Consider the following 12,350-nt stretch of genomic DNA (forward strand, 5'->3'; position numbering starts at 1 on the left):
ACCCGGTGTTTATTTCACCGGGTTTTTCTGTTTCAGAAGGTTTATCCCAACTGCTTGCGGGCGTTACGGAAGATACGCATCCACGGACCGTCCTCACCCCAGTTTTCCGGGTGCCATGAGTTACTGACGGTACGGTACACACGTTCCGGATGCGGCATCATCACCGTCACACGACCACTTTCCGTGGTGACAGCGGTAATCCCATTCGGCGAGCCGTTCGGGTTAGCCGGGTAGGTTTCCGTTACATTGCCAAAGTTATCAACAAAGCGCAGTGCGACCAGACCTTTGCTTTCCAGCGCCGCCAGATGGGCTGCGTCGCGAACTTCAACGCGCCCTTCTCCGTGCGAGACGGCGATAGGCATCATTGACCCGACCATGCCCTGCAGCAACAGAGACGGGCTCTGGGTCACCTCAACCAGGCTGAAGCGGGCTTCAAAGCGATCCGAATGGTTACGCACAAAGCGCGGCCACAGGTCACTGCCCGGGATCAGTTCACGCAGATTCGACATCATCTGACAGCCGTTACACACACCCAGCGCCAGCGTTTGTGGACGATGGAAGAAGGTTTCGAACTCATCGCGCACGCGGTTGTTGAACAGAATTGATTTCGCCCAGCCCTCACCCGCGCCCAGTACGTCGCCGTAAGAGAAGCCGCCGCAGGCCACCAGCGCCTGGAAGTTACCCAGACCCGTGCGGCCACCGAGCAGATCGCTCATGTGCACGTCAATCGCGTCAAAGCCTGCACGCTGGAACGCCGCAGCCATTTCGACGTGAGAGTTCACCCCTTGCTCACGCAGTACCGCCACTTTCGGACGCGCACCGGTCGCAATATACGGTGCGGCGATATCGTCATTAATATCAAAGGTCAGCTTCGCGCTAAGGCCCGGATCGGCATCGTTGGTTTTCGCATCGTGCTCCTGATCGGCACACTCCGGGTTATCACGCAGACGCTGCATTTGCCAGGTGGTTTCGGCCCACCAGATGCGAAGCGTCGTGCGACTTTCGCTGAAGACGGTCTGACCGTTGGCTTCGATAACAAAACGATCGCCCGTGACGGCCTGACCCAGGTAATGTACGCAATCGCCCAGACCGTGTTGCGCCAGCAGTGCTTCCACCGCCTCGCGATCCGCTGCGCGAACCTGAATCACCGCGCCAAGTTCTTCGTTGAACAACGCCGCCAGACGATCGTCGCCCAGTGCGGCGATATCCGCCTGCACCCCACAGTGACCGGTAAAGGCCATTTCCGCCAGCGTCACCAGCAGGCCGCCATCGGAACGGTCGTGATAAGCGAGCAGTTTACGTTGCGCCACCAGCGCCTGCATCGCGTCGTAGAAGCCCTTCAGTTGCGCGACGTCACGCACATCTGCCGGCGTATCGCCAAGCTGGCGGTATACCTGCGCCAGCGCCGTCGCACCCAGCGCGTTGTGGCCACGGCCCAGGTCGATCAGCAGCAGCGCGTTGTCTTCAGTAAAAAGCTGCGGGGTGATGGTATGACGCACATCTTCCACGCGAGCAAAAGCGGAAATCACCAGCGACAGCGGCGAGGTCATTTCGCGCTGTTCGTTGCCTTCCTGCCAGCGGGTTTTCATCGACATCGAGTCTTTACCCACCGGAATCGTCAGACCCAGCGCCGGACAGAGTTCTTCACCGACCGCTTTCACCGCTTCGTATAAACCGGCATCTTCGCCCGGGTGACCGGCTGCGGCCATCCAGTTAGCGGAAAGCTTAATGCGTTTGATATCGCCAATCTGCGTTGCCGCGATATTGGTCAATGCTTCCCCGACCGCCAGACGGGCAGAAGCGGAGAAGTCGAGCAGCGCCACTGGCGCACGTTCGCCGATCGACATTGCTTCACCGTAGTAGCTATCGAGGCTGGCGGTGGTCACCGCGCAGTTCGCCACCGGCACCTGCCACGGACCGACCATCTGATCGCGAGACACCATCCCGGTCACAGTACGGTCGCCAATGGTGACCAGGAAGGTTTTTTCCGCCACCGTCGGCAGATGCAGAACGCGTTTAACTGCATCCGCAATGGTGATGTCAGCACGATCCAGAGACTCACCTTTCGCCTTCAGCGTCTGAACGTCGCGGGTCATCTTCGGCGTTTTGCCGAGCAGTACGTCAAGCGGCAGATCGATAGGCTGGTTGTTGAAGTGACGATCGTTTAGCGACAGATGCTGTTCTTCGGTCGCCTCACCAATTACCGCATACGGCGCGCGCTCACGCTTACACAGCTCGTCGAACAGCGGCAGTTGGTCTGCCGCCACAGCCAGCACGTAACGTTCCTGGGACTCGTTACACCAGATCTCCAGCGGGCTCATACCCGGCTCATCGCTGAGGATGTCACGCAGTTCGAATTTACCGCCGCGTCCGCCGTCGCTAACCAGTTCAGGCATCGCGTTCGACAGACCGCCGGCGCCAACGTCGTGGATAAACAGGATCGGATTGGCGTCACCCAACTGCCAGCAGCGGTCGATCACTTCCTGGCAGCGGCGTTCCATCTCCGGGTTATCACGCTGTACCGAGGCAAAATCAAGATCCGCGTCAGACTGGCCGGAGGCCATCGAGGAAGCCGCGCCGCCGCCCAGGCCGATATTCATCGCCGGACCGCCGAGAACGATCAGCTTCGCCCCGACGACGATCTCGCCTTTCTGTACGTGATCGGCACGGATGTTACCGATCCCGCCCGCCAGCATGATCGGCTTGTGATAGCCGCGCAGCTCTTCGCCATTGTGGCTGTTCACTTTTTCTTCGTAAGTACGGAAATAGCCGTTCAGCGCAGGACGACCAAATTCATTGTTAAACGCCGCGCCGCCCAGCGGGCCTTCAGTCATGATATCCAGCGCGGTCACAATACGCTCTGGCTTGCCGAAGTCTTCTTCCCACGGCTGCTCAAAGCCCGGAATGCGCAGGTTAGAAACGGAGAAGCCCACCAGACCGGCTTTTGGCTTCGCGCCGCGTCCGGTTGCCCCTTCATCACGGATTTCACCGCCGGAACCAGTCGCCGCCCCCGGCCACGGAGAGATCGCCGTCGGGTGGTTATGGGTTTCCACCTTCATCAGGATGTGCGCCGGCTCCTGGTGGAAGTCATAGCGACCGGTCGCGTGGTCGGCAAAGTAACGCCCCACTTCAGACCCTTCCATCACCGCCGCGTTATCTTTATACGCGGAAAGCACGTGGTCCGGTGTGGTTTCAAAGGTGTTTTTGATCATCTTGAACAGCGACTTCGGCTGTTGCTTGCCATCGATGATCCAGTCGGCGTTGAAAATCTTGTGGCGGCAGTGCTCAGAGTTCGCCTGCGCAAACATGTAGAGTTCGATGTCGTTCGGGTTGCGCCCCAGTCGGGTAAACGCGTCCTGCAGGTAATCAATTTCGTCATCCGCCAGCGCCAGACCGAGACGCAGGTTAGCATCAATCAGCGCCTGACGGCCTTCACCCAGCAGGTCAACACTTGCAACAGGCGCCGGCTGATGGTGAGCAAACAGTTTTTCCGCATCGGTTAACGAAGAGAACACCGTCTCCATCATTCGATCGTGCAGTTCAGCGGCAACCCACTGCCACTGCTCAGCGCTTAGCGTGGAGGCCTCAACGTAATAAGCGACGCCGCGTTCCAGACGGTCAATTTGTTGCAGACCGCAGTTATGGGCGATATCTGTCGCTTTGGAAGACCAGGGGGAGATGGTGCCAGGGCGCGGCGTCACCAGCAGCAGTTTCCCTTCCGGGGTGTGGCTGCTCAGGCTGGGACCGTATTTCAGCAGACGGGCAAGCTGCGCGTGCTCATCCTCGTTCAACGGAGCGTTCAGGTCAGCGAAATGGACGTACTCGGCGTAAATATTGCTTACCTGGAGGTTGGCAGCCTGAAAACGTGCCAGCAGTTTGTTAATACGGAATGCGGACAGTGCAGGCGAACCACGCAGAATTTCCATCATAAGTCTCTCGTCTTCTAAGCTAAGCTTTCGGTGTGCCCAAGTGGGGAAACGGGCGTCATTATAAAGAATCTGAGCCGCCGACGAAACCGTTTGCGTCGAAATAAAATCCAACGCCGTTATTGTCATACGATGCTGCCAATGGCTGTAATTAGTTGCCAACTGGCGCAAGTTTAAGCAAAATGCCGCTCATTGATGAATACTCCTGGCCTTTCTATTCTTTTTCCCATCCTGAGGCAACGCACGGTTCAGAGAATTAACTAATTGAAAAAATTAAAGATTAATTATCTGTTCATCGGCATACTGACGCTGCTGCTGGCGGCGGCCCTCTGGCCCTCTATCCCCTGGTTCGGTAAAGCCGATAATCGTATCGCCGCGATCCAGTCGCGGGGAGAGTTGCGCGTGAGCACAATTGAGTCGCCGCTCACCTGGGCGAAACTCGACGGTAAGCCGTACGGGCTCGATTACGAGCTGGCGCAGCAGTTCGCCAGCTATCTGGGGGTAAAACTGAAGATTACCGTCCGCCAGAACATCAGCCAGCTGTTTGACGATCTGGATAATGGTGACGCCGACCTGCTGGCGGCCGGGCTGGTCTACAACAGTGAACGAGTGAAAAACTATCAGCCAGGGCCGACTTACTATTCGGTATCCCAGCAACTGGTCTACAAAGTGGGTCAGTATCGTCCCCGTACGTTGGGCAGCGTGACGGAAAGTCAACTCACTATCACGCCGGGACACGTGGTGGCAAACGATCTGCAAACGCTGAAACAGACAAAATACCCTGAGCTGAGCTGGCGGATCGATGAGAAAAAAGGCTCAACGGAACTGCTGGATGCGGTGATTGCCGGACAGCTGGATTACACCATTGCCGACTCTGTCGCCATCAGCCTCTACCAACGCGTTCATCCCGAACTTGCTGTTGCGCTGGATATCACCGACGAACAGCCGGTGACCTGGTTTAGTCAGCTGGATGATGACAACACGCTGTCTGCCGCCCTGCTCGATTTCTTCAACGGCATGAATGAGGACGGCTCCCTGGCGCGTCTCGAAGAAAAATATCTGGGGCACGGCGATGATTTTGACTATGTCGATACCCGCACCTTTCTGCGCGCGGTTGATGCCATGCTCCCCGACCTGAAACCGCTGTTTGAAAAACACGCCCAGGAGATTGGCTGGCAGCTGCTTGCGGCGATCTCCTGGCAGGAATCGCATTGGGATCCGCAGGCCACATCACCAACCGGCGTGCGCGGCATGATGATGCTCACCAAAAACACCGCACAAAGTCTCGGTCTGACCGACAGAACCGATCCTGAGCAGAGCATCAGCGGTGGAGCACGCTACTTACAGGACATGATGAGTAAAGTGCCGGACACCGTACCCGAGAACGAGCGTATCTGGTTTGCGCTGGCGGCCTATAACATGGGTTATGCGCATATGCTTGATGCGCGTGCGCTGACAGCCAAAACGAAGGGAAACCCGGACAGTTGGGCTGACGTCAAACAGCGTCTGCCGTTGCTCAGTCAAAAACAGTATTACAGCAAGCTGACCTACGGCTATGCTCGCGGACATGAGGCCTACGCCTACGTTGAAAACATCCGTAAATATCAGATAAGCCTGCAGGGCTATTTGCAGGAGAAAGAAAAGCAACTGGCTGAAGAGATGAAACTGGCACAAGAGTATCCGGTCGTCTCACCAACGGAATTTGGCAAACAGCGGCGACCACTCGCCGCCTTCCTGTCGCAATCGTCATCCAGTTATCTGACGCACTCGCCGTCGCTGCTGCGTTTACCGCAGAAGAAAGAGGACAAAGAGTAAACAGAACCGCAATGCCTACTGGCTTGCGGCTTTCTTCAACGCTTTGATCTCCTGACGGCGCATGCGGAAGAAATCGCTGAGCAGCGTCGCACACTCCTCACGCAATATTCCTTCAGTGACCTCAACGCGATGATTCATTCCCGGATGATGCAGAACATCCATCAGCGAACCGGCAGCGCCGGTTTTTGCATCGCGCGCGCCGAACACCACATGGCGGATACGGCTGTGCACCATCGCGCCAGCGCACATGACGCACGGCTCAAGGGTCACATACAGCGTCGCGTCAATCAGACGATAATTTTGCAGGACGAGGCCGCCCTGACGTAGCGCCATGATCTCTGCGTGCGCGGTGGGATCGTGATGGCCAATCGGGCGGTTCCAGCCTTCACCGATCACGCGATTGTTGTGCACCAATACGGCACCGACCGGGACTTCACGTTCATCCCAGGCGCGCTTCGCCAGCGTTAACGCATGACGCATCCAGTATTCGTGACTAAATTCAACATCTGACAAAGGGGTTACTCCGGTAATCATTGCGGGCGCATTATACAGGGTCGCGATACCCTTCGTCTTTCAACTATTCCAGTTGCTGGAGTTCTCCACGAGGCGTGACGCGCCAGCGGTGCTGGCAAAAATAGAGCAGCGGGTTGTCCTGATTGCTGTCGCTGTAGCCGCTGTAAAGGCGCAGTGGCGTGCCGATTTTACGCTCCAGCTGTGCGACTTTTTCATGCCCCAGACAGCGCAGGGTCAGCACCCAACCGCCGTACCCCCGCTTCATCTGGCTGGCGATCAAATTCACGCGCGGCAGCCACGGCGTATCAACATAAACCTGTTCCACCAGCGACTGCGGCGAACCGGTGATGAGCCAGATATCGGCATCGGAGCTGAGCAGATAGGTGGTCAGACGCTCTTGTACCTGAGGAAACGCCGTAACGTTCTGTCGGAACCATCGAACAAAATCGGCCTGCCTGGCCTGTAGACTGGCCTCGCTGTGGCCGAAGGTACATCCCCACAGCAGCAGACTCATCGGCCAGCGCGCAGCGCGTCCTTTAATCAGTAACGCACCGACAATCACGGGCAACAACGGCAGCACGAGCAGCGCATTCAGCGGCTGGCGACGCAACAGATAGCGCAGGAAACTGCCAAACATATCCTGCTGATGTAGCGTACCATCCAAATCAAAAAAAACGACACGACGCGCGTGATTGGTCAAACCTTACTCCTCGGGATCGTTGAATCCTAACAGCCAGGTAAACAGGAACCCGGCTATCACTGCTACTAAATAGCCTAACAGATAGAACATCACTTTTCCGGCAACAATCGTTAACGCCAGCGGTAATCCGGAAATACCGAAGGTGATGACGGTGGCGACCTTCCAGTAGCTGATCAGCGCTCCGCCTACTGCGCCACCAAGACAGGCGCCAATAAACGGTTTGCCCAGGGGAAGCGTGACGCCAAAAATCAGCGGTTCGCCAATACCGAGTAATCCCACCGGTAACGCCCCCTTAATCACTTTTTTCAACCGCGCGTTACGGGTTTTCATTAGCACGGCAATTGCCGCGCCCACTTGCCCGACGCCCGCCATCGCCAGAATGGGAAAGAGCGCGTTATAGCCATGCGCCTGCACCAGCTCAACGTGAATCGGCACCAGCCCCTGATGCAGCCCCGTCAGCACCAGTGGCAGGAAGGTTCCCGCCAGAACCGCGCCGACCAGAAAGCCGCCGCGATCGATAGCCCAGGACGCGCCGTGAGCAATTGACTCCGAAATCCAGCCGCCCAGCGGTTGCAGCGCCACAATCGCAATCGAGCCGGTGATGATGGTCGTCAGTAGCGGATTGAGGATAAGCTCCAGCGAGCCGGGTAACACGTCGCGGAATTTACGCTCGATCCAGCACATCAGCGCCACCACCAGCAGCACGGCAATCACCCCACCACGGCCTGGCTGGAGCGCTTCACCAAACAGCGTAATTTGCGCCAGTTGCGGACTCGACAGAATGCCCGCCATCACGCCGCCCATCGCCAGCGAACCACCGAAGACTTTGGCGGTATTCACCCCCACCAGAATGTTCATGATGGCGAAAACTGCACTGCCGAATATCCCCATCAGCCCCAGCATGTTGGGGTAATGGGTGGCGAAATCGCCGACGATATCCGGGCGTTTGAGAATGTTAATGATGCCGGTGATTAAACCGGAGGCGATAAACGCCGGGATCAGGGGAATAAAAACATTCGCCAGCTTGCGTAGCGCATCGCTCATCGGCGCTTTGTACTTTGCTTTGGCCTGCGATTTCGTGCGCTCAATGTCATCGACTGCCGGGCGCGCGCTCCCCTGCGCCAACAGCGCTCGCATGGCATCAACGACCTTTGCCGCCTTTCCTGGCCCGACGATGATCTGATGCTGCGCCCCCTGCTTCACGTAGCCACTGACGCCCGGTAGCTGTTTCAGATGCGGGATATCCAACAGCGTATCGTCTTTCACTTCCACCCGGACGCGCGTCATACAATTTTCCAGACGCAGAATATTTTGTTCTCCGCCTATTCCCAGCAGAATATCGCTGGCAAGGGTCGCCATCTTATCCATAATTACCTCGATGAATCAGCTAACGCAGCGCGTAAGAATCCCTGATGGGCGGCCAGTTTTTCGCGCGCCGCATCAGCATTGAAACCGCTCAGCGCCATAAGAATGGCCGGTTTCACGTCAAAATCGGTCTGTCTGAGCAGCGTTTCCGCCTCACCGCGGGCAATGCCTGTGGCTTCAACCACCATTCGACACGCGCGGTCCATCAGTTTGATATTGGTGGCTTTCATATCCACCATCAGGTTCTGGTACACCTTGCCAAACTTCACCATCGCCCCGGTGGAGATCATATTGAGCACCAGCTTTTGCGCGGTACCGGATTTCAGACGCGTTGAGCCTGTCAGCGCCTCAGGCCCTACTACGGGTGAAATCGCAATATCCGCTTCCTGCGCAATCGGCGAGTCCGGATTACAGGAGATAGCAACCGTGGTACAACCCGTTTTGCGGGCATATTTCAGTCCACCGATGACATACGGCGTACGCCCTGATGCCGCCAGCCCAACCACCAGATCCTGCGGCACGAGGTTCAGGGCAATAAGATCGTCTTCACCGAGCTGCGCGTTGTCTTCTGCCCCTTCAACGGCTTTCAGCAATGCTCCCGGACCACCGGCGATTAGCCCCACCACCAGACCATGAGGAACGCCAAACGTCGGTGGGCATTCAGACGCATCCAGCACGCCGAGTCGCCCACTGGTCCCTGCGCCCATATAGATAATCCGACCACCGGATTTTAACGCTTCAGCCGCGGCATCGACGGCGCTCGCAACATCGGGCAATGTTGCTTTTACTGCTTCCGCTACCAGCGTATCCTGTTGATTAAAACGGTGAACCAGATCCAGCGTTGATAACGCGTCGAGGTCCATTGTTTGCGGATTACGGGTTTCTGATACTAAAGCGCCGAGATTCATGTTTGCTCCTCAGGAATTTTTAATTCATATTAACGACCAATAATGGAATATAATATTCGTGCAGGCGAGTGAAATTTCATTTTGTCGCCGCCATCACGTTTTCGTCAGGAGAGACCATGAACTGTTTAATTCGCATCCGACAGCGCTACCCGGGATTTGCGCAGAGCGATAAAAAACTCGCGGACTATCTTCTGATACAACCCGACACTGCCCGCCACCTTAGCTCTCAGCAACTGGCCGCCGAAGCGGGCGTCAGTCAGTCGAGCGTGGTGAAGTTCGCACAAAAGCTCGGCTATAAGGGATTCCCGGCGTTGAAACTGGCGATCAGCGAAGCGCTGGTCAGCAATCCGAACCCGCATTCGGTGCCAGTGCATAACCAGATCCGTGGCGACGATCCCCTGCGTCTGGTCGGCGAGAAACTGATCAAAGAGAATGTGGCGGCGATGCATGCCACGCTGGATGTCAACACGGAAGAGAAGCTGAGCGAAAGCGTGACGATGCTGCGTAACGCCCGTCGGATCGTGTTAACCGGGATTGGTGCCTCCGGCCTGGTAGCGCAGAATTTTGCCTGGAAGCTGATGAAAATCGGCCTGAACGCTATTGTTGAGCGCGATATGCATGCGCTGTTGGCCACGGTTCAGGCGCTGACGCCGGACGATCTGCTGTTAGCGATTTCCTACAGCGGCGAACGTCGGGAACTAAACCTGGCGGCAGAAGAGACTTTACGCGTCGGCGGGCAGATCCTGGCGATCACGGGTTTCACCCCTAATGGGCTTCAACAGCGCGCCAGCCACTGCCTGTATACCATCGCGGAAGAACAGGCCACCCGCAGTGCGGCGATCTCTTCAACCCACGCGCAAATGATGCTCACCGATCTGCTTTTTATGGCGCTGGTACAGCAGGATCTGGAGCACGCACCTGAACGTATTCGCCACAGCGAGGCGCTGGTAAAAAAACTGGTCTGAGCAAGGAATGCGCGTATAATGCCCGCCCGATTTGTGTTGTTTTGAGAGTTTCCTGATGGCCCTGTTAATCACGAAAAAATGCATCAATTGCGATATGTGCGAACCCGAATGTCCAAATGAGGCCATTTCGATGGGTGACAGCATCTATGAGATTAACAGCGACAAATGCACCGAGTGCGTCGGGCATTACGACACGCCCACCTGCCAGAAGGTGTGCCCGATCCCCAATACGATCCTCAAAGACCCGGCACATGTCGAAACGGAAGAACAACTGTGGGACAAATTTGTCCAGATGCACCACGCCGATAAAATCTAACTTTCGATAATGACCGTGGCGCAGGCATAGTGACGTTCGTCGGCCAGCGTTACGTGCATATGCGCAACGCCTAGTTTTTCCGCCAGCGCTAACGCCTCTCCCCACAACCGCAAGCGCGGTTTACCAAGTTCGTCGTTAAACACTTCAAACTGATTAAATGCCAGCCCATTGCGAATACCGGTACCAAAAGCTTTCGCCGCCGCCTCTTTGACGGCAAAGCGTTTTGCCAGAAAACGCACCGGCTGCTGGTGCGTTTCCCAGATAGCCCACTCGTTAGCGCTGAGCACTCGTCGGGCAAGCCGGTCACCGGAACGGGAGATCACCGCTTCAATGCGCGCAATCTCCACGATATCAGTGCCTAATCCAAGAATGGCCATTAGCCGCGCGCTTCCAGCATCAGACGTTTCATTTCCGCGACGGCGTCTTTTAGCCCGCTCATCACCGCACGACCGATAATCGCATGACCGATATTCAGCTCGTGCATTTCCGGCAGTGCGGCAATGGCTTTGACGTTGTGATAGGTCAGGCCGTGTCCCGCATTGACTTTCAGCCCCAGGCTTGCGGCGAAGGTGGCGGCTTTCGCGATGCGCGCCAGTTCCTGCGCCTGTTCCGCATCGGTTTTCGCATCCGCATAGCAGCCGGTATGAATTTCAATGTACGGTGCGCCGACGTCAGCAGCCGCTTTGATTTGCGCGTCATCGGCGTCAATAAACAGCGACACAAGGATCCCGGCGTCAGCCAGACGTTTACAGGCATCACGCATTTTGTCGCGCTGCCCGGCCACATCCAGGCCGCCTTCGGTGGTCACTTCCTGGCGCTTTTCCGGCACCAGGCAGCAAAAATGCGGTTTGGTTTCCACGGCAATCGCCAGCATCTCTTCCGTCACCGCCATTTCCAGGTTCATACGCGTGTCCAGCGTCTGGCGCAGAATGCGGACATCGCGGTCGGTAATGTGACGGCGATCTTCACGTAAATGGACGGTAATGCCATCAGCACCCGCCTGCTCGGCAATGAATGCCGCCTGAACCGGATCCGGATATGCAGTACCGCGTGCATTACGTAACGTGGCAATGTGGTCAATGTTGACGCCTAACAGTAATTCAGCCATGACAATCCTCGTGATTTTATGTTCGCTTCGGCATGAACTGCCGGAATAATTCGCGGCTCTTTAAGGGTTTACCACCAAGATACGGCTTCAGCGCTATGCGGGTAAAGCGTTTCGCCGCGCGTAGCGTATCAACATCCGGAAATTCACGTTCTGCCAGCGCCCGCAGATGGCGTCCGGTAAAGGTGCTGTTGTCAATCACAACGCTGGCGATAAAGCCTTTTTCTTCGCGATAGCGGTAGGTCATGGTGTCATCCACCGGCTCACCGCTGCCCGCACAGTGTAGGAAATCGACTCCATACCCGAGGTGGCCGAGCAGCGCCAGTTCAAAACGACGCAGCACGGGTTCCGGCGTTCCCGTAGCCCCCGCCAGTGCCTGAATGCAATGCAGATAATCGAAAAAGAGTTCAGAAAAGCGGGTTTCGTGCTCCAGCACGCGGGCGAGCAGTTCGTTGACGTACAGGCCGCTGTACAGCGTGATACCGCTCAGAGGGAGCGCCAGAGAAACCGCTTCCGCGCTACGCAGCGTTTTGACGTCGCCACGTCCGCCAAAGCGGACTAACAGGGGGGTAAAAGGTTGAAGGGCACCTTTCAGATTAGAGCGTTTAGAACGTGCGCCTTTAGCAACAAGACGCACGCGACCCGACTCTTCCGTGAAGACGTCCAGCATCAGGCTGGTTTCGCTCCAGGGGCGACTATGCAGGACAAATGCGCGCTGCCAGCCCTCCATCATACTC

11 protein-coding genes are annotated in these 12,350 nt (G+C 56.7%); 3 read left to right on the forward strand and 8 right to left on the reverse strand.

Features of this window, described 5'->3' with window-relative positions:
• Positions 1-41: 41 nt before the first annotated feature.
• Positions 42-3,929 (reverse strand): phosphoribosylformylglycinamidine synthase, encoded by a 3,888-nt coding sequence (gene purL, locus ACQ0PY_RS17435; protein ID WP_109740523.1) that lies wholly within the window; start codon positions 3,927-3,929, stop codon positions 42-44.
• 261 nt (positions 3,930-4,190) lie between these two features.
• Between purL and mltF the strand changes: the two genes are divergently transcribed.
• Positions 4,191-5,741, forward strand: coding sequence for a membrane-bound lytic murein transglycosylase MltF (mltF, locus tag ACQ0PY_RS17440; RefSeq protein ID WP_044253141.1), 1,551 nt, complete (start codon positions 4,191-4,193; stop codon positions 5,739-5,741).
• Between the two features lie 15 nt (positions 5,742-5,756).
• Here mltF and tadA read toward each other — a convergent pair whose 3' ends face one another.
• Genes tadA through murQ form a run of 4 tightly spaced genes read right to left on the reverse strand, consistent with a single transcriptional unit; the run spans position 5,757 to position 9,227 of the window.
• Complete coding sequence (tadA, locus tag ACQ0PY_RS17445; protein WP_072011051.1) at positions 5,757-6,275, reverse strand: tRNA adenosine(34) deaminase TadA; 519 nt, start codon at positions 6,273-6,275, stop codon at positions 5,757-5,759.
• 43 nt (positions 6,276-6,318) lie between these two features.
• On the reverse strand, positions 6,319-6,954 hold the full coding sequence (gene yfhb, locus ACQ0PY_RS17450; RefSeq protein WP_042999789.1) for a phosphatidylglycerophosphatase C: 636 nt from the start codon (positions 6,952-6,954) through the stop codon (positions 6,319-6,321).
• Between the two features lie 3 nt (positions 6,955-6,957).
• A complete protein-coding gene (locus tag ACQ0PY_RS17455) occupies positions 6,958-8,322 on the reverse strand; it encodes a PTS transporter subunit EIIC (protein WP_042999788.1) in 1,365 nt (454 codons plus the stop codon).
• 2 nt (positions 8,323-8,324) lie between these two features.
• The gene (gene murQ, locus ACQ0PY_RS17460; protein WP_109740524.1) at positions 8,325-9,227 is read right to left on the reverse strand and encodes an N-acetylmuramic acid 6-phosphate etherase; all 903 of its coding nucleotides are present in this window, start codon (positions 9,225-9,227) and stop codon (positions 8,325-8,327) included.
• Positions 9,228-9,343: 116 nt separating this feature from the next.
• On the opposite strand from murQ, the gene ACQ0PY_RS17465 reads away from it, so the two are divergent.
• Together ACQ0PY_RS17465 and ACQ0PY_RS17470 are read left to right on the forward strand one after the other, a co-directional pair.
• Positions 9,344-10,192, forward strand: coding sequence for a MurR/RpiR family transcriptional regulator (locus ACQ0PY_RS17465; protein WP_042999786.1), 849 nt, complete (start codon positions 9,344-9,346; stop codon positions 10,190-10,192).
• Positions 10,193-10,247: 55 nt separating this feature from the next.
• Positions 10,248-10,508 carry a YfhL family 4Fe-4S dicluster ferredoxin gene (locus ACQ0PY_RS17470; protein WP_042999785.1) on the forward strand — a complete coding sequence of 87 codons (261 nt, stop codon included), beginning with the start codon at positions 10,248-10,250 and terminating at the stop codon, positions 10,506-10,508.
• Here the strand turns inward: ACQ0PY_RS17470 and acpS are convergent.
• Genes acpS through recO form a run of 3 tightly spaced genes read right to left on the reverse strand, consistent with a single transcriptional unit; the run spans position 10,505 to position 12,343 of the window.
• On the reverse strand, positions 10,505-10,885 hold the full coding sequence (gene acpS, locus ACQ0PY_RS17475; RefSeq protein WP_042999784.1) for a holo-ACP synthase: 381 nt from the start codon (positions 10,883-10,885) through the stop codon (positions 10,505-10,507). The genes ACQ0PY_RS17470 and acpS overlap by 4 nt on opposite strands.
• Positions 10,885-11,616 (reverse strand): pyridoxine 5'-phosphate synthase, encoded by a 732-nt coding sequence (pdxJ, locus tag ACQ0PY_RS17480; protein WP_042999783.1) that lies wholly within the window; start codon positions 11,614-11,616, stop codon positions 10,885-10,887. The genes acpS and pdxJ overlap by 1 nt, the downstream gene beginning before the upstream one ends.
• Positions 11,617-11,632: 16 nt before the next feature.
• Positions 11,633-12,343: a DNA repair protein RecO gene (recO, locus tag ACQ0PY_RS17485; protein ID WP_043001853.1), complete on the reverse strand. Its 711-nt coding sequence runs from the start codon at positions 12,341-12,343 to the stop codon at positions 11,633-11,635.
• Positions 12,344-12,350: the final 7 nt, after the last annotated feature.

It is taken from the genome of Citrobacter sp. LST-B2 (genome assembly GCF_057983045.1).